At 41.6% G+C, this 26291-nt stretch carries 20 protein-coding genes; 5 read left to right on the plus strand and 15 right to left on the minus strand.

Annotated elements, in window-relative coordinates:
* Positions 1-12: 12 nt before the first annotated feature.
* The 7 genes from MTF64_RS08815 to MTF64_RS08845 all read right to left on the minus strand — a co-directional run bounded on the left by MTF64_RS08815 (position 13) and on the right by MTF64_RS08845 (position 8784).
* Positions 13-849, minus strand: coding sequence for a peptidoglycan binding protein CsiV (locus MTF64_RS08815; protein WP_248451149.1), 837 nt, complete (start codon positions 847-849; stop codon positions 13-15).
* Positions 849-4322, minus strand: coding sequence for a transcription-repair coupling factor (mfd, locus tag MTF64_RS08820; protein WP_248451150.1), 3474 nt, complete (start codon positions 4320-4322; stop codon positions 849-851). The genes MTF64_RS08815 and mfd overlap by 1 nt, the downstream gene beginning before the upstream one ends.
* A gap of 51 nt (positions 4323-4373) precedes the next feature.
* Positions 4374-5267 carry a carbon-nitrogen hydrolase gene (locus MTF64_RS08825; RefSeq protein WP_248442573.1) on the minus strand — a complete coding sequence of 298 codons (894 nt, stop codon included), beginning with the start codon at positions 5265-5267 and terminating at the stop codon, positions 4374-4376.
* Entirely contained in the window at positions 5264-6319 is a 1056-nt protein-coding gene (locus tag MTF64_RS08830; protein WP_248451151.1) for an agmatine deiminase family protein, read from the minus strand. Before MTF64_RS08830 ends, MTF64_RS08825 begins: the two co-directional genes overlap by 4 nt.
* Positions 6320-6376: 57 nt before the next feature.
* On the minus strand, positions 6377-6985 hold the full coding sequence (locus MTF64_RS08835; protein WP_054982349.1) for a PilZ domain-containing protein: 609 nt from the start codon (positions 6983-6985) through the stop codon (positions 6377-6379).
* Between the two features lie 381 nt (positions 6986-7366).
* Entirely contained in the window at positions 7367-8134 is a 768-nt protein-coding gene (locus tag MTF64_RS08840) for a haloacid dehalogenase type II (protein WP_055255349.1), read from the minus strand.
* Positions 8134-8784 (minus strand): peroxiredoxin-like family protein, encoded by a 651-nt coding sequence (locus MTF64_RS08845; protein WP_248451152.1) that lies wholly within the window; start codon positions 8782-8784, stop codon positions 8134-8136. The genes MTF64_RS08840 and MTF64_RS08845 overlap by 1 nt, the downstream gene beginning before the upstream one ends.
* Before the next feature lie 120 nt (positions 8785-8904).
* On the opposite strand from MTF64_RS08845, the gene MTF64_RS08850 reads away from it, so the two are divergent.
* Positions 8905-9792, plus strand: a complete 888-nt coding sequence (locus tag MTF64_RS08850) for a LysR family transcriptional regulator (RefSeq protein ID WP_024032599.1) — start codon at positions 8905-8907, stop codon at positions 9790-9792.
* Here MTF64_RS08850 and MTF64_RS08855 read toward each other — a convergent pair.
* A complete protein-coding gene (locus MTF64_RS08855) occupies positions 9772-10287 on the minus strand; it encodes a DUF2937 family protein (protein ID WP_248451153.1) in 516 nt (171 codons plus the stop codon). The two genes, MTF64_RS08850 and MTF64_RS08855, sit on opposite strands and share 21 nt — an antisense overlap.
* A gap of 119 nt (positions 10288-10406) precedes the next feature.
* Between MTF64_RS08855 and MTF64_RS08860 the strand changes: the two genes are divergently transcribed.
* Genes MTF64_RS08860 through MTF64_RS08870 form a run of 3 tightly spaced genes read left to right on the plus strand, consistent with a single transcriptional unit; the run spans position 10407 to position 15102 of the window.
* On the plus strand, positions 10407-10982 hold the full coding sequence (locus MTF64_RS08860) for an RNA polymerase sigma factor (protein WP_126006612.1): 576 nt from the start codon (positions 10407-10409) through the stop codon (positions 10980-10982).
* A complete protein-coding gene (locus MTF64_RS08865; protein WP_055255352.1) occupies positions 10979-12058 on the plus strand; it encodes a FecR domain-containing protein in 1080 nt (359 codons plus the stop codon). Before MTF64_RS08860 ends, MTF64_RS08865 begins: the two co-directional genes overlap by 4 nt.
* Positions 12059-12066: 8 nt before the next feature.
* The gene (locus MTF64_RS08870; protein WP_248451154.1) at positions 12067-15102 is read left to right on the plus strand and encodes a TonB-dependent receptor; all 3036 of its coding nucleotides are present in this window, start codon (positions 12067-12069) and stop codon (positions 15100-15102) included.
* Between the two features lie 329 nt (positions 15103-15431).
* Here the strand turns inward: MTF64_RS08870 and MTF64_RS08875 are convergent, their stop codons facing one another.
* The 6 genes from MTF64_RS08875 to MTF64_RS08900 form a co-directional block, all read right to left on the minus strand.
* Positions 15432-15875, minus strand: coding sequence for a PA2169 family four-helix-bundle protein (locus MTF64_RS08875; protein ID WP_004588918.1), 444 nt, complete (start codon positions 15873-15875; stop codon positions 15432-15434).
* Between the two features lie 173 nt (positions 15876-16048).
* Positions 16049-16987 (minus strand): LysR family transcriptional regulator, encoded by a 939-nt coding sequence (locus tag MTF64_RS08880; protein ID WP_024032602.1) that lies wholly within the window; start codon positions 16985-16987, stop codon positions 16049-16051.
* A gap of 17 nt (positions 16988-17004) precedes the next feature.
* Positions 17005-18723 carry a bifunctional isocitrate dehydrogenase kinase/phosphatase gene (gene aceK / locus MTF64_RS08885; protein ID WP_248451155.1) on the minus strand — a complete coding sequence of 573 codons (1719 nt, stop codon included), beginning with the start codon at positions 18721-18723 and terminating at the stop codon, positions 17005-17007.
* Between the two features lie 200 nt (positions 18724-18923).
* Complete coding sequence (locus tag MTF64_RS08890) at positions 18924-19403, minus strand: hypothetical protein (protein ID WP_029772054.1); 480 nt, start codon at positions 19401-19403, stop codon at positions 18924-18926.
* Positions 19404-19485: 82 nt separating this feature from the next.
* Positions 19486-20982 (minus strand): DUF3413 domain-containing protein, encoded by a 1497-nt coding sequence (locus tag MTF64_RS08895; protein WP_248451156.1) that lies wholly within the window; start codon positions 20980-20982, stop codon positions 19486-19488.
* 5 nt (positions 20983-20987) lie between these two features.
* The gene (locus MTF64_RS08900) at positions 20988-21200 is read right to left on the minus strand and encodes a DUF1414 domain-containing protein (RefSeq protein ID WP_248451157.1); all 213 of its coding nucleotides are present in this window, start codon (positions 21198-21200) and stop codon (positions 20988-20990) included.
* Between the two features lie 62 nt (positions 21201-21262).
* On the opposite strand from MTF64_RS08900, the gene yejK reads away from it, so the two are divergent.
* Positions 21263-22279, plus strand: a complete 1017-nt coding sequence (gene yejK, locus MTF64_RS08905) for a nucleoid-associated protein YejK (RefSeq protein ID WP_024032606.1) — start codon at positions 21263-21265, stop codon at positions 22277-22279.
* A gap of 401 nt (positions 22280-22680) precedes the next feature.
* Here yejK and rne read toward each other — a convergent pair whose 3' ends face one another.
* Positions 22681-25959: a ribonuclease E gene (gene rne / locus MTF64_RS08910; protein WP_248451158.1), complete on the minus strand. Its 3279-nt coding sequence runs from the start codon at positions 25957-25959 to the stop codon at positions 22681-22683.
* Between the last annotated feature and the right edge of the window lie 332 nt (positions 25960-26291).

Raw genomic sequence — 26291 nt, forward strand, 5'->3', positions numbered from 1 at the left:
TGTCCTATTGATTTAGTGTTTATACTTTCGTATTTGTACAATCATGCCCATACGAGGATGATCAAAGTAATGGATTTCACCACTAATTACACGTTTAAATTGTGAAAAGCGGGCCGATTCTATATCCCCATTAGGTAGTTTTTCGTTTACGTCAAAATCAGCGGTTATGTAAAGGTAGTGGCGTAAATGTATTTTAAATAAACCATCTAGCTCCCAATAGCTTAGGGGCTGCTCTGAGGTATCAAATAGCTGTGGCTTACTTTGTACTAAGCTAATAAAGTCGGGATTTGAATAATTAGGCGTAGTGTTAACGTCGCGTTTTATATGAACCCCAGAAATTAAATGTATGCTAGGCGCACGCGATTTACTTGCCCCTTCAAAGCGCCAGCCGGTATGTAGTAGCGGGGCTAAACCTTTTCTGTCTAAAGAGCGGCGCTGGGCAGTAAATTGTAATTGCTCTGGTGCGAGTAAATAGGGCTCATCCATCGTATCTTGTGCCGGTGCTAATGGCGTAACGGGCAACTCGTCGTAACTTTGCATAAAGTCGATACTGTTATCACACACACCCGATTGTGGGTTGGCATTAACTAAAGAATCGGTAAACGAGCGTTTTTGAAAGCGACTATCGCCATCTATACATGCCTGCATAGCTTGCTCTGTGTATAAAGGGGTGAGTAGCTCTAACGTATTTTTCGCCTTAATGGGCTCGTGCTTTAAGCTAAAGTCTTCTTGTAAATAGGGGGCAGGGCGCTGTTTAAATACCAGCACTTCTACTTCAAACCAACGTTCTGCAAATGCGGTGCTGCTAAATAAGCAACATAACACGATAAGCGATTTTTTTAGCAACATTAATGGCTAACCTTTTTTTCGAAATCTGCAATCATTGCAGTGACCATTTTTAAGCGTTCACGAGGGTTTACCTCATTAATTGCAAAGCGCAATTTATTTGCGCCATCCATTTTGTACACATGGGGTGCACTTTGTATCAAGCCTATGATGAAGCTAGGATTAACCTTCGTATTTTGGCTAAATTCAAAGTAGCCCCCTTTAGGGTTTGCCTCTATTTTTGTAATTCCTAAATCGCTAGCACGCATTTTTAGTTGCTGCATACTAAATAGGTTTTTAGTGGCATCAGGTAATAAACCAAAGCGGTCTATTAGCTCTACTTGTAATTCGTCCATATCGGCAAGGTTAGCACAACTTGCAATGCGCTTGTACATACCTAAACGCGCATTAACATCGTGTATGTAATCATCAGGTAGTAAGGCAGGTAGTTTTAAATCAACTTCAGTTTGCTGCTGAAGCAGGTTTTCAAGCGTTGGCTCTTTACCATTTTTAAGGGCATTAACCGCTTGCTCTAGCATTTCCATATACAAGCTAAAGCCAATGGTTTGCATTTGCCCTGATTGATCGTCGCCTAATAGCTCACCCGCACCACGTATTTCTAAATCATGTGTAGCAAGGGCAAAACCTGCGCCTAAATCTTCCAACGACTCAATTGCTTGTAAGCGTTTAGTGGCATCTTTAGAAAGTGCTTTAGCATCGCCTGTTAATAAATAAGCATACGCTTGGTGGTGGCTTCGCCCAACACGACCGCGTAACTGGTGTAATTGCGCAAGGCCAAGTTTATCGGCTCTGTCCATAATAATAGTATTAGCAGTAGGCACATCAATACCGGTTTCGATTATGGTGGTACATACCAGTACATTGTATTTTTGATGATAAAAGTCTGTCATTATTTGCTCAAGCTCTTGCTCGCGCATTTGCCCATGAGCAGAGGTGACACTAGCCTCTGGCACCCATTCGCTGATCTCTTGCGAGACTCGCTCAATAGTCTCAACATTGTTATGCAAAAAGTACACTTGGCCGCCGCGTTTAATTTCACGCAGTATGGCTTCGCGTATTAAGTCGCTGTCGCGTTGGCGTACAAAGGTTTTAACTGCTAAACGCTTAGCAGGTGGGGTGGCAATAATAGATAAATCACGCATGCCGCTCATCGCCATATTTAAAGTACGCGGAATAGGCGTTGCAGTAAGCGTTAATATATCTACATCAGCACGTAATGACTTTATTTTTTCTTTTTGGCGCACACCAAAGCGGTGCTCTTCATCAACAATCAGTAAACCTAAGTCGTTAAATTTAATATCTTGCTGAATTAATTTATGCGTTCCAATAACGATATCTAGTTTACCGTCGGCCATTTTTTCAAGCGTGTCTTTTTGCTCTTTAGTTGAATTAAAGCGCGACAACACTCCCACTTCGATAGGAAAATCGGCAAAGCGGTCTTTAAAGTTTTCATAATGTTGCTGAGCCAGCAGGGTGGTTGGTACTAACACGGCTACTTGTTTGTTATCGTTAACCGCTACAAACGCGGCGCGCATAGCCACTTCTGTTTTACCAAAGCCTACATCACCACACACTAAACGGTCCATAGCAAGTCTTGATTGCATATCACCAAGTACGGCTTCAATAGCATTACGCTGATCGTCGGTTTCTTCAAATGGAAAGCTGTCGCTAAATTGGCGATAGCTTTGCCCATCGAGTGCAAATTTATTACCTGGTTTTGCTTGGCGCTGTGCGTAAATATCTAACAGCTCCGCGGCTACATCACGTACTTTTTCGGCGGCCCGTTTTTTGGCTTTCTCCCAGGCATCTGAGCCAAGTTTATGAAGCGGGGCGCTTGCTTCTTCACCGCCCGAATAACGGCTTAGCATATGCAGTGCCGATACCGGCACATACAGTTTTGCTTCACCGGCATAGGTAATGGTAACAAACTCAGTGATTACGCCTGCTGCGTCAATTGTTTGCAGGCCTTGATAGCGGCCAACACCGTGGTCAAGGTGAACAATTGGCTGGCCCTCTTTAAGCTCGGCTAAGTTGCGAATTAACGCATCTTGGCTTGCTTCGTATTTATGTTTACGGCGCCTGCGTTGCGACACCTTAATACCTAACAGCTCTTGCTCGGTAATAATAGAAAGGCTAGGTTTTGTGCCCAGTACAACACTTTGCTCAAGAGGGCTTACAATTAAGCCTACATCACTTTGGCTTTGTGTAAATTTCTGTAAGCTTTCAAATTCTTTAAACTTTAAGCCGCTTGGCTTAAGCACACTTAATAAAGACTCGCGGCGACCATCAGACTCAACACTTAATAAAATACGGCTTTTCTTCTTTTTTTGTTCTGCCACATAGTTAATAAATGCGCCGTAGGGTTCGTGTTGTTTATGATCGATTCTTACTGCGGGCAGCTCGCTCACATTTAAGTTTTTATTGCCTGCTTTAGTGGGTAATTTAGCTTGCGATAAACGTATTCGTGCAAATTCACCTAAATTAGAAAACAACTCATTAATAGGTTGATACAACTCGCTGGGCGCCAGTAGTGGACGCAGGGGATCTACTTTACGGTTTTCGTAGCGTACGTTTACATCGTGCCAAAAGGTATCTGCGGCGTGTTCTAAATCACCTAGTTGCATAACCGTAGTGGTGTTTGGCAAGTAATCAAAAATGGTGGCAAGCTTTTCAAAAAACAGCGGCATGTAGTATTCAATACCGGCAGGCCAAGTACCTTTGCTTACTTGCATGTAAACAGAGTCTTGCTCTGAGCTGGCACCAAATTTATCGCGATAATTTATTCTAAAACGCTCAACGTCTGCTTCGTTGGTTGGAAATTCATGCGCGGGAAGTAACTCAATTTTCTCTACTTTTTCATCTGAGCGCTGGGTTTCTACGTCAAATAAACGAATAGAGTCGAGTTCATCGTCAAAAAAGTCGAGCCTAAATGGGTGAACACTGCCCATTGGATACAAATCAACAATAGAGCCACGTATTGCGTATTCGCCGTGCTCCATTACCTGTTGAACGTTTAAATACCCTGCTTGTTCTAAATTACTGCGCAGGTTATGGGTGTCGAGTTTATCGCCTACTTTAAAATTAAGGGTAGAGCCATAAATAAACGAAGCAGGCGCAGTACGTAGCATTAACGTAGATACAGGCACTATAAGTACGCTTTGCTGCTCGTTTTTTAAAGTGTTTAAAGTGGCTAAGCGCGCTGAAATAATATCTTGGTGGGGAGAGAAATGGTCATACGGCAAGGTTTCCCAATCAGGAAATACCATTACCGGGTTATCTGGCAATAAGTATTCGAGCTCGGTTTCAAGCCGTAATGCGCTTGGCGTATCTGGCGTAACTATAAGCACTAAATCGTTTTGCTGTTTTACACCTTCTGCAATGGCTATACTTAGTGCACTGCCAGTTAGCTGCCCCCATTGAATTTTATCTTTTTGAGATTTTACCCACGGCAAGGCTGCCCATTGCTCAAACGCCATTTAGTGCTCCATTTTTTAGTTGGCGTTTGCTCGCAAACGCCATGCAGTTATTTAGTCTCGGTAAATTTTTGTTAAGTCTTGATAGTGATCAATTCTGCGGTCGCGTAAGTACGGCCATATACGTCTTACGTTTTCAGAGGCTTTTTGATCAAGTTCTACTACTAAAATTTGCTCATCAATATTGTTCGCCTCTGAGAGCATTTCGCCCTGTGGGCCTGCAATAAACGAGTTACCCCAAAATTGTATACCTTCGCTTTGTCCGCTAGGGTCGTTTTCGTGCCCTACACGGTTACAGCTAATAACGGGGACGCCGTTCGCAACCGCATGCGCACGCTGGCTTATTACCCATGCGTCTTTTTGGCGTGTTTGCTCTGCGTTGTCATCACGTGGGTCCCAGCCTATTGCGGTTGGGTAAATTAGTACCTCTGCGCCAGCCATGGCCATTAAACGGGCCGCTTCAGGGAACCATTGATCCCAGCATACTAAAACACCTAATTTACCTACTGAGGTTTGAATTGGCTCAAAGCCTAAATCGCCTGGGGTAAAGTAAAATTTTTCGTAAAAGCCAGGGTCATCAGGAATGTGCATTTTACGGTATTTACCCGCAATGGTGCCGTCTTTTTCAAGTACCACCGCGGTATTGTGATAAAGCCCAGTGGCACGTTTTTCAAACAGTGAAGCCACAATAACGATGCCGAGCTCTTTAGCAAGCTCGCCCAGTGTATTTGTGCTTGGGCCCGGAATTGTTTCGGCTAAGTCAAATACATCCACATCTTCTGTTTGGCAAAAATACAGACTACGATGCAGCTCTTGCAAAACCGCAAGCTGTGCGCCTTTTTTAGCAGCATCACGAATGCCAGCAATCGACTTTGCCATATTTTGGCAGGCGTTATCACTGTTAGTTTGTTGCACTAAGGCAACGGTTAATTTTGCAGGGCTTGTCATTGTGCTGCTCCAGCTAAAAATCCACGAGGTAATTGCATGGTAATGCAATGTAAACTACCAAATTGTTCAATAATAGGTAGGCAATTAACGCCAATAATAGTGTGCGCTGGGTATGCTTTTTGAACTTGCGCTAGCGCCAGTGCGTCGTTGTCATCGTTATACGTCGGGACTAAAACCGTATTATTGATAATCAAGTAGTTTGCGTACGTTGCCGGTAAACGGGTGTTGTCATCATCAAACACAGGTTTTGGCCACGGTAAATCAATTAACGTATATGGGGTGTTATTTTGCGTTTTAAAGTTTTGCAGCTGTTTTTCCATCGCATCTAATGCGTTAAAATGCTCATCTTCTTTAGCATCGCACTTAACATACACAAGTGTATTATTGGGGGCAAAACGGACCAGTGTGTCGATATGGCTGTCGGTATCGTCACCGGCTAAGTAGCCATGATCTACCCATAAAAAGTCAGTTGCGCCTAGATGCGTTGTTAAAATTGACTCAATATCGCCTGATGATAAATCGGGGTTGCGATTTTTATTCAGTAAACATTCGCTGGTTGTAAGCAACACACCGTGTTCGTTAATTTCAATGCCGCCACCTTCAAGTACCACATTCAGGGCTTGGTAATCAGTGTTTGGATTACTTAGCTGGTTTACCAGTACTGCGTTAATTTTATTATCGAGGGCACTTTCGAACTTATTACCCCAGCCATTAAAGATAAAGTCGTAAATTTTAAGTTGGCGAGCGTCGTCAATATTCGCGCAGGTAATAGGGCCGTGATCCCGTGCCCAGGTATCGTTTGTTGGTGTAACAACAAAGTGCACGTGGCTTAAGTTTATATTCGCTTTTGTTAGCAAGGCAGTAATGTGGCTTTTAAGCGCCGTGTTATGGGCAACAATAACAAGCTGCTGCACGGCTGTGATATGCGTTGCAAGCTCAACATAAACAGGCTCTACGCGTTCAAGCGTATCAGCCCAGTCGGTCTGTGCATGGGGCCAGGTAAGCATAACGGCGTCTTGCTCAGCCCATTCAGGTAAAAGTCTAAAGTTCATGAAGTTTTGATACAAATTACGGTGGCGCTAGTTTAGCATTTTACATGCATATGTCAGCTATTTATCGCCGCTAGAATCATCGTCAATTTGCTCGAGTTCTTGGCGTTTTTTTAGCTGGCGTGTTTGTGCATGTAAGCTGGCTCTGACAACTAATTCTTGGTCTGTGGTTCTTATTGCAGTAAACAGTAATGTGTATTGGTAATGTTCGCTGTCTTGTTTTTCAACGGCCACAACTTCTGTATAACAGTAAACGGCTGAGGCTTCGTGGTGCAAAAATAGCTTTGTTCTAAATGCTTGGCCTATTGCGTATACATCAGGCGAAGTAAAGCGAATACCGCCTCCGCCGTAGCTATCGCACTGTATGGCGTTATCTTGAGCTTGCTCTGATGCTAAAATGTGGCTCATTATTAAATCGATTTTACGCGACTGTGCTTGTAAAAAAGCCGCCAGCTCTTGTGCTAAATCGCCTAGGTTTCTAAGGGGTCTTAAAGAGGCCTGTTCAAGCTCACTGACTTCGTTAGCTAGCTTAAATAGCGGAGGTATGTCGTCTTCAAGCGCGAGTTGAGATTGCGGCACTAACTGATTTTCTACAGCAAATAAGTTTACTCGAATGCTTTCATTTATTTGAAAGTATTCTTCAAATTCGCTTAATCTTTGACTGTTCATAATTATCTCCACTGCGTATTCATTAAATAGTAGCGTTGTGGGGAGTAAATTGCTAGCAGATAAAAATGCTAAATGGTTTGTTTATAAGCCAGTTTTTAAGAATGTTGATTAGGGCGTGTTGAACTTTGCGGATTGAAATTTGTTCAATCTAGGGGCGATTAAATTGCGGCGCGAGGTTTGTAACCTAGTGGGCATGATAACTGCTCCTGCGTTTCGCTTATTTATATGGAATAACTACACTTGATAGGCTCTGCCTTGCCTAAAAACCAAACACACTGCTGCAAATTTAACTATCAAAAATCAACACGCCCTAATAAAAAAGCGGCCAATGTCATCCTAACATCGGCCGCTTGGGTATTGATTAATTAGCGCTGGGAGTGCTTATTTAAGTAGAGCGGCTAATTCATGTAGATCTTTCACAACGTGGTCTGGTTTTTTTGCCAGTGGGTAAAGTGTTTTACCTGGGCGGGCGATAAAGGTTGTTTGTAACCCGGCTTCTTTAGCTCCTGCTACATCCCAACCGTGCGCCGCTACCATCATTGCTTCATTTGCTTTTACATTTAATTTTGTCAGCACCCACTCATAGGCACGTAAGTCTGGTTTATAAATTTTAATATCTTCAATGCTGTAACGCGCATCAAAGAACGACATTAATCCAGCGCTCTCAAACTGGGCTTTAACGCCTTTGTTTGAAGAATTTGTCAGACTTACTAACTTATAGCCCTGTGCTTTGAGTTTTGCCAGTCCTTCTTTCACATCTTTGTGAGGAGGTAGGGTTAAAAGAGGGGTGACAATGGCTGTTTTTGCTTGTTCATTAGTAATGGCTATGTTGTTATTTTTGGCAACCATGCGCAGCGATGCAACGCCAATTTGACCAAAATCGTGGTAATTGCCACTTACAGTATCAACGAGTGAATGATGCAACATGGTCGAAAACCAAAGTGGTAATAAATCCTCACGCCCGCCAAGCGCTTTACCAATAGAGGTGCGCATGGAGGTTAAATCTAACAAGGTTTCGTTTACATCAAAAATAAGTACTTTAGGTTTCGCTTGTGCCTGTGGCTCCTCAGCCATAGCGTAGCCAGAGGCAAGGCTAGTACCAACAAGAAGTGATAGGGTAAGGGTTTTTAACGATTTTAAAATAGACATTAGTGTTGCTCCGATTCAAGGGCGGCCAATACATCAGTAGGCTCTGCGCGTAGGGTATAGTCTTCGTTTAAAAAGGCATACGTAATTATGCCTTTTTGGTTAATTACATAGGTTGCTGGTAAAGGTAATGTATAACTTTTATTACCGTAGTACTTTTCAAAATCAATACCAAACTGGCTATAAAGCGCCACAATACGCTCATCTAAAGTAAACAGTAAACCAAATTGCTCGGCTACCTTGTTATTAATATCTGAAAGCACATCAAATTCAAGAGCATTTTTTTGTGCGCTAGATAACGTCTCGTCGGGTAATTGTGGCGATATCGCAACTAACTGCGCATTGTGCGTTTTAAATTCGGGTAAGTGATTATTAAGTGCTTTTAGCTCTAAATTACAATATGGACACCAGTTACCACGATAAAAGCTAATTATTACCGGGCCATTATTTAATAAATCAGCGAGCTCAACTTGCTCAGCGCTATGATTGTTTAAGCTGAAATTACTTACTTTAGCGCCTACCTGTAGCGCATTATTTTTTATATGCTGAGCAATGAGCTCTTCATTTGTCTGCGCCATAAGGGCTAATACATCGCCAGGTAGCTTCGCTTCTTTTTGCACGTTATAGGCATCAATCTGTGATTTTAAACTCATTATTAAATCTCGAATATAACTGTATGGCGATTATGGGTGTTTTAGTTATTTAAATATATATTGCAAAGCTGAAAGCTTCATTCGAAAATATTAAACACCAAAAACTGCCTAGCCAAATGTATGTATAATTTAAGTGACCTAGAAACATTTATTGCCGTCGTAGAAAATAAAGGGGTGCTTGCAGCTGCGCGTGAGCAACGTTTGTCGCCGGCAACAGTAAGCCACAGGCTAAGCAAGCTCGAGCGCGAGCTTTCAACCGTGTTAGTGTTTAGAGACAGCAGACGAGTAAGGTTATCGCCCGCCGGTGAGCTATTTTATCATCGCGTAGGGGCTATTATAGAAGCCTTGCACGATGCAGAGCACAGCATTGGCGCACGAAGCTCTTCGGTGAGCGGGTTATTACGCGTGACTATGCCACCGTGGGTTTTTTCAAAGTATGTTATGCCTAAGTTGACCGAGTTTGAAACCCAATACCCGCAACTAAAGCTCGACTTTTTAATTACTGATCATTTTGTCAATGTGGTCGATGATGCACAAGATGTGGCAATTAGAGTAGGGCAATTAACTGATTCAGGCCTGCTTTCTCGCAAAATTGTCAACAACTCCCGTATTTTATGTGCAGCACCAAGTTATATAAAGAAGCATGGTATGCCTTGTACACTAAGCGAACTGAGCACGCACTATTGGGTGTGTTTACCCTGGCAAAGGCAGTTAAAACTGTATGATGAAAATAATAAAATACACACCTTTAATGCCAAAACGCGCTTTACTATTTCTAATTCCGATAACATGACGCAAGCAGCGCTTGCCGGACATGGCATAGCCATTAAATCTAAAATAGCAATTAACGATGAGCTAAGCGCCGGAAACTTAGTAGAGGTGATGCCCAATGTAATGGCCCAAAGCGACGCGCCGGTGTGGTTTTTACGGCCTCAAAATAGTTTAACAACCCGAAAAACCGAGGTGTTTTATGAGTTTATGAAGTCTTTATTTGCCAGCTATGAATAAGCGGTAATACCCGCGCTTAATAATGAACAAGGTTACAAAGCCAATAAACTCAGCAAAAATAGCAATAATAATGGCGCAAACAAGCGCTGCTATTATGGAGTCTTTTTTTAACACTATTTGCCCTTCAAAGCGTTGCCATACTTGCTTTTTAATGGTGAGAAAGTCGCTGGTTAAAGTAAATAAATAGGGCGATTGGTTAAAGTTATTAACTGCCACTTGTAAAGAGTGCTGGCGATTATTGAGGTTTTTAATATGGGTAGCCCCCTTACCCACAATATCATCACCAATATTTTCATAGTGGGCAATTAACTTGTTTAAATCGTTGTTAAAGTAGTTTTGAGCATCTTTTTTAAAAGGGGCTAATGCGTTATTCGCTTCAATTAAATGTGCATCTAAAGCGTGCCCAAAGTCGCTTACAAAGGCCGGTATTTGTACCCCTAATAGTAAACCTGCTGCAAAAAAGCTGAGCCTTATGTAATCTAATAATTTACTCATTTGATCTCCTGTTTACTCAAAACCCACCTAAACAACGCTAAATTAACATTTGCGCTTGTTTTTATGCCAAAAACTCGTAATCTATCGGTAATAAAAATAACAATAGGCCTATGTTAAGGATGACTACCAAAGTAAATATGACATCAACGTTTGTTGATATCACTAAGCAGTTAAAACGCTTTGTGTCGCGTATTGTACAGCCCGATGACGTAGAAGACATTGTGCAAGAAACCTTTATTAAAAGCTACGAAGCTGATTTAAAACAAGATATTCAGTTTAGACGCAGTTACATGCTTAAAACTGCAAAGCACTTAGCGCTTAATCATATAGCCAAGTGGGATAACAAGTTTAATGACTCGTTAGAGCACAACGCAGAATTACCCCCGCTGCTTAAATCCTCACAACTTGAGGATGAGTACACCTCAAAAGAGCGTTTTTTACTTTTTTGCAGAGCAACGGATCAACTAAATTCTTCTATCCGTAAATGTTTTATATTTAAAAAAGTGTACGGTATGAGCCAAAAAGAAATCGCCCAGCACATGCAATTAAGTGAAAGCACAGTAGAAAAACACATTGCCAAAGGTTTATTACAAACCATGTTATACATGAAAGAACATGAACAAAATCATAACCAATCTGCGGCACATAATTCTGCTTGTAATTCGGCTCTATCAATTGAGAGGGCAGCAAAATGAGTAATGTTCATCAATTTACATCAAAAGATTTAATTTTAGAAAAAGCCTGCCAATGGATCAGCGCAATTGATAGGGGCTTAAGCGAAATTGAAAAAGAGCAATTTAAGCTTTGGATGATGCAAAGCACCGCCCATCAAGATGCCGTCTACGAACTTGCGCAGCTATGGGATGAATTGTCCGTATTAAACGAGTTAAGCAGTTTATTTCCGCATAGAAGTGTAAAACAGCCCCAGAAAAAAAGATGGGCGTTTTCTAGTGCGATTGCCGCGAGCTTATTTGCAGCATTAATGGTGTGTAGTTACTTATTAATTAACCTTGAAAACGGCTACAACGAAGAGCTGGCTAAAATAAATTACACCAAAATATATACAACGAAGGTGGGCGAACAAGCCACGTATGTTTTACCCGACGGCACCATAGTGCAATTAAACACGAATAGCCTATTAGAGGTAGCTTATAGCAAAGGGCGTCGTCAGTTATTACTGAGCAAGGGTGAAGGGCGTTTTAATGTAGCAAAAGATGCATCGCGCCCATTTAGTGTGATGGCTGGCGATAAGAGCTTTACGGCACTTGGTACTGTATTTAATGTACAACGCAATACCTCTTCTGATTTAGAGCTGGTTGTAACCGAAGGTAAAGTGATGATCACCGACCCAAGTGTTGCGGTAAGTGCCAACGATTTTAAAGACTACCAACTGGCTGATAATAACGCTAAAAAAGTACGTAAAATCAATGCCAATATTGTTATCTCTGGTGAAAAAGCAATTATAGAGCAAAGCATTACTAAACCTATCACACAGCTTTCTGTGGATGATGTACAGCGTGATTTAGCGTGGCAAAATGGCATGTTAATTTTTAATGGCGAGCATTTAAGCGATGCATTAAATGAAGTGAGCCGCTACACCTCTACCCGTTTTGAGCTTTCAAGCGATGAGCTTGCCAATATAAAAGTGGCGGGTGTATTTAAAGCTGGCGATGTTGAGGGGCTACTTGAGAGTTTACAGACTAACTTTGCAATTGAGCATGAGCGTTTAGGTGAACATATGGTGAGCCTAACACAGCAAACTAAATCATAAGAAATGTTATGCATATCAAACAAATGTTAGGTGAAGTTGCATCTTTAAATGTTATTAGTAAAAAAAAGTTTAAAAAAAAGATAAAAAACTATAGAGGAATTTTGTTTGTCAGCTGTTTATATAAATTGCGCAGTAACCAAACGCATTTATTTAGTGGTTTAAGTGTATTTGCTCCGGCTATTTTTAGCTTGAGTGTGCAAGGGGCAACACAGACCACTGGGCAAATGGTGCAATTTGATATACAAGCGCAGCGAGCAGACAAAGCCTTAATAGAATTTGCTAAACAAACAGAGCAAACCGTGGTGTTTTCTTATGAGTTGGCAAAAAATTACCAAGCAAATTCGGTTTATGGTTTTTATACCCAATTAGATGCACTGCAAGCATTATTAAGTGGGACTGAGCTCGATGCGGTTGTTGATCAAAATGGTTTACTGAGTATAAAACTCAAACAAATCAATAGGAAAGATAACAACATGATGAAGCTTTCAGGGGTTAGTGCAGCTGTATTACCAGCATTGCTTGCAGCAAATTCACACGGTGTGAATGCAGCAGAGGATGTTGCACAAGAGAAAATAGAAAAAATTGCTATTGTAGGTAGCCGCGTAGCAGGGCGCTCAGTAGAAGATTTACCCGTACCCGTTGATATTTTAAGTGCTGAAGCACTTGAAAACACAGGCCAAACCGAAGTTGGCCGTATGTTGCAATCTATTGCACCTTCATTTAACTTTTCAAGCTCGTCAATCAGTGACGGCACTGATGCCTTACGACCTGCAACACTGCGTGGTTTAGGGCCTGACCAAACACTTGTGCTTATTAATGGTAAGCGCCGCCATCAGGCAAGTATTATTCATATCAATACCTCAGTAGGGCGTGGTACCGCAGGTACCGATATGAATGCCATTCCAGCCTCAGCTATAAAACGTATAGAAGTTTTACGAGACGGCGCAGCAGCGCAATACGGCTCAGATGCAATTGCCGGTGTAATTAATATTGTACTAAAAGATGGCAGCGAAGGCGGCAAAGCAGCGGTTAATTACGGCCAATACTCAGAGGGTGATGGCGAAACAGTAAACGTTGATTTTAATAAAGGGTTTGCCCTAGGTGATAGCGGCTACTTAAATGCAACACTTAATTACCGCGACCGCTCGCCTACTAACCGCGCTGGTTTGCACGGCTCGTGTCAGTTTTATGGCTGTACAGAGCTTAGCGACGGTACTTTACTGGCAGGCGATCCGCGTGAACTGACCGCCGACAGAGACACTTTTCGTATTGGCGATGCCGACTCACAACAATTTGGCTTAACCGTTAATACAGGGTATGAGTTAGGTGATGGCGAGCTGTATGGCTTTATTACTTATTCAACGCGCGATAACGAATCAGCAGCGTTTTTCCGTCATAATGCAAATGCGGGCGGTAACCCTGTTTTACAAGACAACGACGCAACTATCCCGTTAGGCTTTTTACCTAAAATTAATACCACAATTGATGATATTTCTTACAACTTTGGTTACAAAACCGACTTTGATAACGATGCAAGTTTAGATGTATCGTATACCTACGGTGAAAACAGCATTGATTACACAACAAGTGACACAATCAATGCCTCGTACGCTAACTTTTTACGTTACGAGCAAGGTTTAAGTGCCGCTGATATTCGCAGTACTATTCCGCGTGAAGCCTATGCCTATGGCATGGAGTTATCACTGCAAACCATTAATATAGATTTTACACAAAACTTTGATGACTACTCACTGGCTATGGGTGCAGAAATTCGTACCGATGAATACCGTATTTTAGAGGGCAGCGAATATGCTTATCGTGATTACGACACCCTTGATGGGGTAAGTATTTATAGTGGTTTAAGTGGCGGTGTAGGCTCTGAAGATGCCTCTGGCGGTACGCAAGGTTTTGGTGGTTCTTCGCCGGCATCATCGGTTGATGAGTCACGCGATGTAATTTCGTTTTACCTTGATGCAGAAACCTACCTAATTGAAGATGTCATTTTATCAGGCGCACTGCGTTACGATAATTACAAAGGCTTTGGCGACACGGTAAACTTTAAGCTTGCGGGTAACTGGGCAATTACTGATGATGTGTCACTGCGTGGTGCATTAAGCTCAGGCTTTAGAGCGCCATCAATGCAGCAATTGTATTTTAACAATATCAGCACACAATTTGTTGTGGCTGAAGACGGCTCATTAGTTGCTGAAGAAGTAGGTACATTCAGAAACGATTCAACCCTTGCACAAAGTTTAGGTATTCCAAAACTTAAAGAAGAAAAATCGCAAAACCGCAGCTTAGGTATTGTCTACAACGTAACGGATAACATTAATGTTACTGTGGATTACTACTCAATTGATATTGACGACCGCATAGTAATTAGTAACCGTTTAGGTAAAGGGCTTTCTTCAAGCCTAGATGCTGCATTAATCAGCTCAGGCGCAGGTGCAGGGCAGTTTTTCTTAAATGGTGCAGATACCGAAACTTCGGGTATTGATTTTGTAGCTACTTGGAATACCGAAGGATTAGGTGGCACGCTTGATTTTACTTTAGCAGCTAACTTTACTGAAACTGAGGTGGTGTCGTTATTTACGCCATCGGGCTCAGGGCTTGAAACCGTACCTGTTGAAGATGTTTTCTCTGATCAAGAAATTTCAATTATTGAAGAGTGGCAACCAGAAGATCGCATCAACTTAAGTGCGCTTTACCAGCGTGGAGATTGGACTGTGAACCTTTCACTTAACCGCTTTGGTGAATACACAGTAGAAGATGGCGGACGCCAAACCTACGGTGCAGAAATTTTAACTGACGTTAAAGTTAATTACTTCGTGACTGAAGATTTATCTGTAAATATTGGTGCAAATAACTTATTTGACGTGTACCCAGATAAAAACACCATTGGTAACTCACGCTCGGGCACAATTGTTGATTCAAATGGCAATACGATTGTAAGCAGCGATGGGGTATTTGAATACTCTCGCCGTTCAGCGCCATTTGGCTTTAATGGTGCTTATTACTATGTAGGCGCAGAATACCGTTTTTAATAAATAACACTCCCTTATGTTATTTAAGTTCAAAGGGCCGTAAGGCCCTTTTTTTGTATTTAGGCTTTTTAGTATTTATTTCTCAACCGCGATTTTATTGTGTTGCGCCTTACCTCAGCGTTAAATTATACCAATTCGCTTAATTAAACATTATTACGGATTGGTTTAACCCCTGTATGGCTTTGATAATACTAAATGTGGCATTTTGGACTTGGCTATACATAGCAGGGTTTAAACTGGGTGTTGCAATTATTGGCTTATAGCCTTAAACCTTTTAATAATAAAAAACCCAGCGGCTAGGCTGGGTTTTAAATATATGCATTTGAAAATTAATGCTTTTGCATACGGCTCATTTCGGTGTGGCAGCTTTGCATCGTTAGCAAGGTTTTCGCTAAGGCTGCTTCACAGTCGGCTGGCTGTGGTTTATCCATCGCTGCTTTAATTTCTTCAAGGGTTTTATCTTCTACCTCTTCAAGCTCTTTAACGTATGTTTTATCGTTATGAGAACTAAATGAAGTGAGTAGGGCTGTGTAAGCTCTGCGTGCTTCTACAGCAAAAGAAGAGCCGTCCTCACGCTCACCTTTTTCGTTAACTGCATAAGGTTGTAAGCGCTCAACACTTACTTTTCGTGCGTCAATCATGCGTTGAAATAATGCGCCAATGGCTGGGTCTTCAACTTTCTCTTGCGCTTTTTGATAAAAATCAATGCCACTGTTCATTACTTGGATGATGTCAGTAATATGAGTTGCTTCTGTTCCTTGATGGGTATTCATAATGACCTCTCTTTACATGAATTTAAGTTTCACAGTAACTAAAGCAAAGGCCATTCCAATTTCATCTTAATTTTTAAGTTATTGTAATTATTGATTATTTCTTTATTTAGCAAGCTGCAAGGCTAGTTAAAATAAAATAACCTCGCAAATTTTACATGGCTTTTGTAATAAGGTTATTTAAGCTCATCCGCCACTTCGGCTACTTTTTGGCGTAACCAAATATGGCTTGCATCGCGATGCAGCAAAGGGCTCCAAATCATATCTAGTTCAAAAGGTGGTATAGGAAATGGAGGCTCTAAAATTTTAAGGCCTGCATCATCTAAGTAAATATTGGCAGCCTTTGAAGGTAAGGTCGCCACTAAATTTTGCTCTTTTGCTAAATGAATGGCTACGTGGTAATTACGGGTAAACGTGGCAATATTTCGGTGTTTACCAAAATGGGCAAGTGCTTCATCTACCCAACCTAGCTTTTGTACATCTTTAGGGTCCATACCTACGCCGACCCCAAAGCCGGTTTTACTGACCCATATATGGCGGGCTTTTAAATAGCTGTCTAGGCTAAAGTTTTCGATAATTGGGTTGTCGGCTTTTACTAAGCAGCAAAAGCTGTCTTTCCATATGCGTTTATGATGAAAAGATTGCGGAAGGTTTTCAAAGCGGTTAATTGCCATATCCACTTTACCATTTTCAACATCATGAAACGTTACATCACTAGGCGTAAGTATATCTAGGGTTGTATCGGGCGCTTCTTCATGAAGTTTACTTAAAAGCTTTGGCGCTAATGTACTGGCTGCATAGTCACTGGCCATTATTCTAAATACACGTTTACTTTGGCTGGCTTCAAATTCGCGATTAGGTGCGAGGGTTTCTTCTAGGGTCATTAATATACCGCGAATAACCGGTTGCAGCTCTATAGCACGCTCTGTGGGGACCATACCTTCACTGGTACGTACCAAAATTGGATCGTTAAACAAGTTTCTTAAACGCTTAAGGCCGTTACTCATAGCTGGTTGAGTAATACTTAACTGGTTAGCGGCGCGGGTTACGTTACACTCACGTAATAGGGTGTCGAGGTAAACCAGCAAATTTAAATCTATTTTACTTATGTTCATTGTGTGTCCTTTAACGCTTACCAGTGATGAATAAAGCGTTGTGCTGTCGGGTATGGGTATATGTGACTAACATGACCCTTTTTTATATTTTGCTGAGCTTGCTTCCAAAAACTAACATCAACAAGCTCGGGGTGTGTACTGAGCAAAAACTGTTTGTACTTTGGGTTTGGCATAACAAAGGTACAAAGTTGCTCAGGAAAAACATCTTGCGGCGCAACTGAGTAACTTTGTTCATCAGTTAAGTAATCATCATAGCTTTTGGCCTTAGGTAAGGCCCTAAAGTTCATATCTGTTAGGTATTGAACCTCATCGTAGTCGTAAAAAATAATGCGCTTGTGTTTGCTTACCCCAAAGTTTTTAAGCAGCATATCGCCTGGGAATATATTTACCGCAATCATTTCTTTAAGTGCTTGGCCGTACTCTTCTATTGCATCGGCAGCACTTTCTTCGCTGGCGTTTTCTAAAAATAAATTAAGCGGTGTCATGCGCCTTTCAATATATAAATGCTTGATAATAAGCCACGGGCCTTCAATTACCATAGATGAGCCAATGGTTTTATGTAGCTGCGCCAGTAAATTACTATCAAAGCGTGCCAAAGGAAATACGACGTTAGAGTATTCTATGGTATCGGCCATGCGGCCAACCCGATCATGGCTTTTTACCAGTTGATAGCGTTTAAGGACGGTATCGCGGCCAAACGGTTTGCTTTCGCCAAACTTATCTTTAATTACTTTAAATACATAGCCAAAAGAGGGCAGCGTAAATACCATCATAACCATGCCTGGTGTGCCCGGCGCTATAATAAAGTTATCGTCTGAGTGAGACAAGTGATGTAAAAATTCACGGTAAAACTCTGTCTTACCTTGTTTATGAAACCCAATGGCATTATAAAGCTCAGCGAGTGTTTTATTAGGCATAAGTTGATTTAAAAATCGCACCATGGCTGAGGGCGCATGGGTTTCAACCATAAAATAAGCCCGTGCAAAGCCAAAAATCACCCGCATTTGCGATGATTTGGTTAATAGCGCATCGAGGTATAAGCCTTTATTTTCATGGTGCAGTACTGCAATAATAAAAGGCTGCACACCGCTTTGAGAGACCACTCGGCCGACTATGTAAGCAGCTTTATTACGATAAAAAGGCGCGTGCAAAATATCAAAGCGCATTTGCCAAGGCTGGTGGTGTGTGTCGGGCGCTTGTTTGTAAAATGCCTTTACCAGCAAACGTATATCCCGCTCTAAATTTACAAACGGGGCTTTAAAATCAAAATGCTCAATAATACGCTTTATTGTGGGCTTTAAACCATCCACCACTGGAAAGTAGCTGCGGTACTCTGCCTCAACAGGAATGGCAGGGGCATCTTTTAATGTGGCTTGTACAAATATAAAGTCGTTATGAAAATAGCGTCTGTGGTACAAACGGCAAAATACTGAGTTATAAAATGTTTCGGCAAGTTCAGCTTGAGGATGAAAGCATAAAAAGCGTTGGTACAGTATTTTTACTTCCAGCCAAAGTTGCTCATTTAATTGCTCAGTTAACTGTGCTTGTTTTAATGCTTTAGTGGTTTCGTTTACTCTGTCATCGTAGTAACTAATACGCAGTTTACTAATTTCATTAATTTGCTGCCAATCGCGCTTTGCAAAGGCAAGCGGGGCTTGGGCGGTGGTTTTTTGAAACAGCTGATAATGCTTTTTAAAACCCGTTAAAATTAATTCAGCTATATGGCGTGGCTGCATAAACACTCCTTAAAAAAGTGTATATAACGATTTTAGTACAGCATTTATAAATGTTAGTGGTGCTGTAGTGTTATACACGTTAGAGCTTTAACTCTATAGTTGTTAAGGTTATGTTATTTTAAGTTTAAAACCAAGATAAATATTTTCAGTTTTTATACTTTTAGCTTAAAGCATAATTGAGTGTGATGGCAAAAGCCATGCTATTGGTAGGAGGCTATTTTTTTCTCTAATTTTTTAATGCGCTTTTCAATTTCGGTGGTTTGCTTTTTATGATCTTTATTTATTATTTTTAATTGCTTGGTAATATCTTTGCTAATTAACTTTTTGTCCTCGTCATCTAAGATACGGTTGAGGCGCTGTTGCTGGTTGTATTCTGCGCGGTCTTTTTTACGTTTTATAATCGCTAATTTATTAGTATTACTTCTCAGCTCTGCTTGCAGGTCAAGCACAATCCGTTCGCGCTCTAATGCGTTTAGCTCTTTTGTGTAATCTTGCGCCGGTGCAGTATTAATTCCCGATACTGTATTAATTGTGTAGGCGGTAGCGTTATCGTTACAAGGGAATTGCGAAAAGATAGTGCCGTTTTTTGTCACGCATTTATAGTAAGTTGTGGCATTTTGCGCATGCAGAGAAAGTGGGCATACCATTACTGCGCATAAAAAAAGTGTGTGTTTTTGCATTAATTTCATCCCTGAGCGTTTACTATGATTTAGTAAATATAACCTAGCTTGGTGTTATAGCAAGCTAGGTTAAGGGATAGGGCTATTGTGTGTAGGTTTTTAGCTTTTTAATACTTTGTACTAAAAACGGGATATCGAGGCTTTGCTCAATAGAAAAACCTTCAGCGGCAGATATATTTTTATAGTTACCGTCTGAATCTATTAGCGTAATTCTATCTTTTTTGTAAGCAATAACTACGCCTTGAGAGTAATTAACGCCAGTGTCCGTCTTTTTCTTATACAGGTTTTCACCTAGCATGGTTTGTTTAACCACAGACTTACAGTTTAAGTATTGGCCTACACTGGTTGCAATAATATCACTGGGTTGAATAAGTCCATCTACCTTGGCTATTCGCTTATCTGAGCTGTATAACACCGATGATGTAACTACTTCCGAGCTATTATTAGCTAAGCTAAACGCAAAAATATGGGTGTCGTCACTGCGAGGAGACGGATTATCTTCACCTTTAATGATTTTAATTGCGCTGTTTGAATGCGCTTGATCGTTTATAAAGTTTAGCTTTTCAATTCCAGCAAGCTCTATGCTTCTGCGCTGACTTTGCCACGCGGGCAAGGTTTGCTCTGATAAAATAGCCATTTTATAAAAAGAAGGTAAGCCATACACTAAACTAAACAAGCTATCGCCATGGTGTGTTGGCTGTAAAAACTGATCAGTTTTATGTAGGTTTTTATGCTTGGCAACGAAGCGTTTTAACTGCTCGTTGGTATCAAATACAAAAATATCGACTTGCTGCGCAGTGTAATCTTCACATTTTTGCATTGGCGCAGGTATTTGGTAATTAATATTTTGGTTATTAATTCTTACATTGTGAGCTTGTTTATAGCTTTCAATGTCGAGCAAATCATTTTTTGCTAATAAGCTTTTAGCGGTCGTAGGGTACGACAGCGGTAAAACGTTATCTTGCTTCGTTATATCAAACTTTAAATTTGCATCTGCCCAAATGTGAATACTGTGGCTGAGTGCAAAACATAATACTAAAAACGAGCTGGCAAAACGGGCAAACTTAAGTTGTTTTAAACGCGCTAAGTGCTGCCACGTATAGTTACTTACAACTAACTGGAAGCCTAAAATGAGTAAAACAATCCCCCCGGCTAACAATGTAGTAAGGGCGGGCGAGCTAGTTAGACGATGCCACAGTAAGGAAATGATTTCCGGTAGCGCAGAAGAGCTCAAATGATAGCCCAAATTAACGTATACATACGCATCAAGCGTTAAAATAGACGCCCCAAGCGTAGCAATAACGGCAGCCATACCTCGAATATGTCGAGGGTAGGGAAACACTAAGCTTAAAGGAAATATCGTCAGCACAAATGCTAAAAAAGCGATAAAGCTCGTATGGCTTAACCACGTCACTAACATATAGGTAATACCCATAAAGCTAGTTGGCGGTGAATCTGCAAATAAAAAGCTTAGGCTAATAAAAAGCGCTAAACCAATATTTGCAAAAGTGAACCAGTGGCCCCAACTTAATAACTGACTCGCTTTTGACGAAAACTGATTGTGCTGCGATAAATTCATATAATTTATTTAACCGACTGAGCAAGTGCTTTTGCAAAGTTCTCAGTTACGGCTTGTCTTTTCCCTGCAGATACATGCTCTTTTAGGATATGCGTGATAGAATTTCCTAAACACATAAGGCTTAAATCAACCGGCGCATTGTGTTGCGTTAGCACATCAATAAGCTGATCGACGATTTGTTCTACTTCTTCATTAGAGTATTTTGATAAGATTGGCATCAGTTGGTTCAATAAAAGAGTTATATTCTCGTATTTTAACACCAGAGGCGTGAAAAACAAAGATGACAACAGACGTTAAAAAATTAGTCGTTCATTATGTAGACAAAAAAGACGACGATACGCAAATTCACCTACGAAACGATGAAATGGTGATAAACGATAAAGTCGCTGTTTTTATCGAACAACTTCATCATGCATACAATTCAAAGCCAGGTAAAGGTTACTGTGCATTTAGTGGCGATAAAAACAGTGTTGTAGCCTCGGCAATGCAAAGCTATCGTAATGACGAGTTAGGCTTTTGGCACATGACCGAGCAGGCATCCACTGTTTTAAAAGAAGAGTTAGATAAATACGCCTTTAGCGAAACAGGCTACTTAGTATTTTGTCATTATCAGTATGTGGCTACTGATTACATGCTAATAGCTATGATCAATATTAAAGAGCACTACAGCATGACCTCTGAGCTTGATTTAGCAGCGTCTCGCCACTTAGATATATCGCGCATGCAACTAGCTGCACGTATCGATTTAACCGCGTGGGATACTCAAGCTGAGGACAATCGCTATATCTCTTTTATTAAAGGCCGAGCAGGGCGAAAAGTAGCAGACTTTTTCTTAGACTTTTTAGGTTGTGAAGAGGGCATAGACCCTAAACAACAAAGCCAAGTGATGCTTAATGCCGTTGAAGACTATTTATCGGAGCAATCATTCGATAAATCAGAAAAAGACGAGTTACGTAAGCAAGTATTTGATTACTGTAACGATTGCGTAACCACGGGTGAAGATGCAAGCGTTACTGAGCTCTCGGCTACGCTAACGAAAGGTGACGACAGCCCGTTTGATAACTTTTGCAAAGAGCAAAGCTACGATTTAGAAGACTCTTTCCCGGTCGATAAAAAAACGGTGACTAGTATGGTTAAGTTTTCGGGTTTAGGGGGCGGTGTTAGTGTTAGTTTTGAGCGTAAACATTTAGGTGAGCGCGTAACTTACAATGAAGCGACCGATACACTGGTTATTAAAGGCATCCCACCAAACTTAAAAGATCAACTACAACGCTTTATGGAAAGTGAAAGTGAGTAAACTCATTTGATCTAGTTAAAAGTCGATTTAAGAGCGCGATATTTATATCGCGCTTTTTTATTACCTTTAATTTAGTTTTATTAATGCTCTAAAGCGCAGCGCTTCTAAATCTCTTCGAGGATAAATCCTTTATTACGGGCTTTGCCCATCACGCCAACAAGCTGAGTGTACAATTTTAAATTCACTGTATGAAATTTCGCCCGTAGGCATGAAGCTTGCTCACGCGAGAATCAGCGTTTTGGTTTTTTTAATTTTTTACTAATAAAAACACTTAAAAATCTATTGCACAAAGAGAAGTGAAAGAGGAGCAAATGAGAAAATACCTTTCAGGACAAGACAGGTATTAAAACAAAAAAGCCGCGCTATTTTTACATAGCGCGGCTTTTTAATGAGGCTAAGGGTTACTCAGCGCTCATTGTTTTAGTCATGTCTGAACTAGCACGACCTGCAGGTTTAATTGACCCTGCGCGTAAGCCACTATCAGGAACTAACTCACGTTTATCGTGTGCCATGGCAACTGATGTATGCTTTACGTCGCTATCAGCAACAGGTGTCGGTTGAGCCATAGGTGCGCTTGCAGCCCCTTTGCTAATAACCGTTTTTGCATTGGCATCTTTTTGCTCAGCTACTTCAGTCTCTGCTTTAACAGGCTCAGGTTTCGCTGGTTGCTCAGCTACTTCAGGCTCTGCTTTAACAGGCTCAGGTTTCGCTGGTTGCTCAACTACTTCAGGCTCTGCTTTAACAGGTTCTGGTGTTGCTGGTTGCTCAACTACTTCAGGCTCTGCTTTAACAGGCTCAGGTTTCGCTGGTTGCTCAGCTACTTCAGGCTCTGCTTTAACAGGCTCTGGTGTCGCCGGTTGTTCAGCTACTTCAGGCTCAGCTTTAACAGGCTCTGGTGTTGCTGGTTGCTCAGCTACTTCAGGCTCTGATTTCACAGGCTCAGATGTTGTTATTGGTTGCTCAGTAACAACAACTGGCTCTTCAGCTGTTTCAGGATCAACAGTTTGTACTGCATCGTCATTGGCTGTTGGTTGCTCTGCTTTAGGAGCAGCTTCAACTTTAGCTAGGTCTTCTACAGCTAACGCTTGCTCAACATTTTCTGATGCATCGTTTGAGGTTGGCTGTTCAGCTTTTGCTTTTAGCTCTGCCTCATACTCAGCGGCAGCTTGATCTGCTACTGGCACAAATGCCGGTGCTTCATCTGCTTTTTCTTCTGTAGCTTCACCTTGTTCAGGACGACGGCGACGCTGGCCCGAAGCGCGAAGGTGACGAGGAGAACGGCGTGAACGCGTACGTGTTTGCCCTTGCTCATCTTCAGAGTTTGCTTCGTCAGTTGACGCTGCAGCTACTGGCTTTTCTTCTTGCTCAGGTTGTGCTTTAGGCGCTTGCTCTTTCACAGGTGCAGGTTTTGTTTGCTCTGACTTTTGCTCATTTGCAGTTTGCTTTGCTGCTGGCGCTTGCTCTTTAGGCTGCTCTACTTTAGCTGTTTCAGTGCTTTGCTGCGGTTGCTCAGTCGTATCAGATGCTTTTACTTGCTCAGTATTTTCATCTTGGATACGTACTTTTTTGCGAACATTACGACGTTGACGGCGAACTTTTGGCTTCTGCTCTTTAGGCTCAGTGCTTTGCTTAGCCTCAGTTTCATTCGCTTTTGCGTCTGTTTTAACTTGCTCTTTGTCGGCGGTACGATTGTCGTTATTACGGTTATCGTTACGCTTACGCGAGTTAGGACTACGACGGCGCTTATTGCGGTTCTCGTTTTTCTCTTGGCTTTCGTTCGCGGTAGATTCAGTTTTCACCTCTTCTTCAGCAGGACGTTCACCACGAGGTTTAGAGCGAGAGTTATTACGACGACGCTGGTTGTTATTGCGGCGACGGTTGTCACTGTTACCACGGCGATTGTTATTACGTGTTTGCTGTTGCTTTTCTTGCTCAGCTTTTTCTTTTGCTTGCTTTTCTTCTTCGCTTTCACCAGCAAATAACGACTTAAACCAATTACCAATAGCAGCCAATAGGCCACCTTCAACCTTAGGTACAGCAACAGGCGCTGCTGGTTTGTCTACTTTAGCTTGTGGCGCTGGCGTTGAAGGCATAACAACACCTTTAAGCATCGGCTCTTCACGAACAGGCGCAGCTGCTGGTTTAGCCATTTCGAACGATTCTGGCTCAGGTGCAACAACTTGCTCGTAACTTACTGTTTCTAGTGTTTCGTCTTTACGTAAACGCATCACTTCGTAGTGCGGTGTTTCCATGTGTTGATTAGGAATGATAACCACATCACATTTATGATGTTTTTCAATACGATGAACGCTTCTGCGCTGCTCGTTTAATAAATAAGCGGCAACCGCTACAGGCACTTGTGCATTTACTTGTGCTGTGTTGTCTTTAATTGCTTCTTCTTCAATTAAACGCAAAATAGACAAGGCGATAGACTCGTTAGAACGAATAGTACCTTGGCCACTACAACGCGGACATGGGCCTTGGCTTGCTTCACCTAGTGAAGGGCGCAAACGCTGGCGCGACATTTCAAGTAAACCAAAGCGCGAAATTTTACCAATTTGTACACGCGCACGATCTGGACGAGCGGCATCTTTTAAGCGGTTTTCTACTTCACGCTGATGGCGTGGCGGTGTCATATCGATAAAGTCGATAACAATTAAGCCACCTAAGTCGCGAAGACGTAATTGACGGGCAATTTCATCAGCCGCTTCTAAGTTAGTATTCAGTGCTGTTTCTTCGATATCTCCGCCTTTTGTTGCTTTAGACGAGTTGATATCAATAGAGGTAAGCGCTTCTGTTGGGTCAATTACAATTGAACCACCTGAAGGCAAACGTACTTCACGTTGGAACGCAGACTCAATTTGGCTTTCAATTTGGTAATGCGTAAACAATGGCGTGTCGCCTTGATAAAGCTTTACGCGGCTCATAAAGTCAGGGCGAAAACGCTCAATGTGCGCTTTAGCTTCTTCAAATACACGTGGTTTATCAATTAATATTTCACCAATATCACGACGTAAATAATCGCGAATAGCGCGGAAAATCACATTGCTTTCTTGGTGAATCAAAAACGGTGCTTTAGCACTGTCGGCTGCTTGTTGAATTGCATCCCAATGTACTAAAAGTGCTTTTAAATCGTAGTTTAATTCTTCAAACGATTTGCCAACACCTGCTGTGCGTACAATTAAGCCCATACCTTTAGGAAGTTCTAATCGGCTAAGTGCTTCTTTAAGGTCTGTACGCTCATCGCCTTCAATACGACGAGAAATACCGCCTGCACGAGGGTTGTTTGGCATTAGCACTAAGTAGCTACCCGCTACGCTGATAAAGGTAGTAAGGGCTGCACCTTTTTGGCCGCGCTCTTCTTTATCAACTTGTACAATTACTTCTTGGCCTTCTTTAATCACGTCGCGAATATTTGGGCGTCCATGAAAAGTGTAACCTTGTGGGAAGTAAGTACGGGCAATTTCTTTTAAAGGAAGGAAACCATGACGATCGGCGCCGTAATCTACGAAAGCCGCTTCTAAAGAGGGTTCAATGCGTGTGATTTTGCCTTTATAAATATTGGCTTTTTTCTGTTCGTGACCTGGGCTTTCTATATCTAAATCATATAGGCGCTGGCCGTCAACCAGTGCTACGCGCATTTCTTCTTGCTGCGTTGCATTGATTAGCATACGTTTCATATTGTTACTCTACTTATTTTTTGTCGCTGACATGACGAAACGTGTTCGCCTGTTCAGTTGTTCCTTTTTTTAGAATGTGCAGCCTCACGACTGGGTCTGTAACGGAACGCTCTGTAATGTGTATGCAGTATTTTTTAAATGCTGGCTAACAATAACGTACGCTTACGTTATTAAATTCTTTATGGTGCTAAAACTGTCGGCTCTTACGCTCTTTACAAGTTTTACCCAGAAGTTGGCCTGTCATATCAATCTTTTTAGTACGTTTATGTTAGGCGCGTAGGGCTCGTTAAGTAACTTAAATACGATGAGTATTTTCTAAGTACTTGCGAGCA

Origin of the sequence: Pseudoalteromonas sp. 2CM41L, from assembly GCF_023161905.1 — a bacterium.
In the GTDB taxonomy this organism is placed as follows: domain Bacteria; phylum Pseudomonadota; class Gammaproteobacteria; order Enterobacterales; family Alteromonadaceae; genus Pseudoalteromonas; species Pseudoalteromonas atlantica.

What these genes read in the sequence shown, in the direction of transcription:
- rne (WP_248451158.1), bottom strand. Translation starts at nt 25,959, where the DNA reads ATGAAACGTATGCTAATCAATGCAACGCAGCAAGAAGAAATGCGCGTA.
- aceK (WP_248451155.1), bottom strand. Translation starts at nt 18,723, where the DNA reads ATGCAGCCACGCCATATAGCTGAATTAATTTTAACGGGTTTTAAAAAG.
- mfd (WP_248451150.1), bottom strand. Translation starts at nt 4,322, where the DNA reads ATGGCGTTTGAGCAATGGGCAGCCTTGCCGTGGGTAAAATCTCAAAAA.
- MTF64_RS08835 (WP_054982349.1), bottom strand. Translation starts at nt 6,985, where the DNA reads ATGAACAGTCAAAGATTAAGCGAATTTGAAGAATACTTTCAAATAAAT.
- MTF64_RS08865 (WP_055255352.1), top strand. Translation starts at nt 10,979, where the DNA reads ATGAGTAATGTTCATCAATTTACATCAAAAGATTTAATTTTAGAAAAA.
- MTF64_RS08895 (WP_248451156.1), bottom strand. Translation starts at nt 20,982, where the DNA reads ATGAATTTATCGCAGCACAATCAGTTTTCGTCAAAAGCGAGTCAGTTA.
- MTF64_RS08890 (WP_029772054.1), bottom strand. Translation starts at nt 19,403, where the DNA reads ATGCAAAAACACACACTTTTTTTATGCGCAGTAATGGTATGCCCACTT.
- MTF64_RS08870 (WP_248451154.1), top strand. Translation starts at nt 12,067, where the DNA reads ATGCATATCAAACAAATGTTAGGTGAAGTTGCATCTTTAAATGTTATT.
- MTF64_RS08840 (WP_055255349.1), bottom strand. Translation starts at nt 8,134, where the DNA reads ATGTCTATTTTAAAATCGTTAAAAACCCTTACCCTATCACTTCTTGTT.
- MTF64_RS08875 (WP_004588918.1), bottom strand. Translation starts at nt 15,875, where the DNA reads ATGAATACCCATCAAGGAACAGAAGCAACTCATATTACTGACATCATC.
- MTF64_RS08845 (WP_248451152.1), bottom strand. Translation starts at nt 8,784, where the DNA reads ATGAGTTTAAAATCACAGATTGATGCCTATAACGTGCAAAAAGAAGCG.
- MTF64_RS08855 (WP_248451153.1), bottom strand. Translation starts at nt 10,287, where the DNA reads ATGAGTAAATTATTAGATTACATAAGGCTCAGCTTTTTTGCAGCAGGT.
- MTF64_RS08825 (WP_248442573.1), bottom strand. Translation starts at nt 5,267, where the DNA reads ATGACAAGCCCTGCAAAATTAACCGTTGCCTTAGTGCAACAAACTAAC.
- MTF64_RS08815 (WP_248451149.1), bottom strand. Translation starts at nt 849, where the DNA reads ATGTTGCTAAAAAAATCGCTTATCGTGTTATGTTGCTTATTTAGCAGC.
- yejK (WP_024032606.1), top strand. Translation starts at nt 21,263, where the DNA reads ATGACAACAGACGTTAAAAAATTAGTCGTTCATTATGTAGACAAAAAA.
- MTF64_RS08850 (WP_024032599.1), top strand. Translation starts at nt 8,905, where the DNA reads ATGTATAATTTAAGTGACCTAGAAACATTTATTGCCGTCGTAGAAAAT.
- MTF64_RS08830 (WP_248451151.1), bottom strand. Translation starts at nt 6,319, where the DNA reads ATGAACTTTAGACTTTTACCTGAATGGGCTGAGCAAGACGCCGTTATG.
- MTF64_RS08900 (WP_248451157.1), bottom strand. Translation starts at nt 21,200, where the DNA reads ATGCCAATCTTATCAAAATACTCTAATGAAGAAGTAGAACAAATCGTC.
- MTF64_RS08880 (WP_024032602.1), bottom strand. Translation starts at nt 16,987, where the DNA reads ATGAACATAAGTAAAATAGATTTAAATTTGCTGGTTTACCTCGACACC.
- MTF64_RS08860 (WP_126006612.1), top strand. Translation starts at nt 10,407, where the DNA reads ATGACTACCAAAGTAAATATGACATCAACGTTTGTTGATATCACTAAG.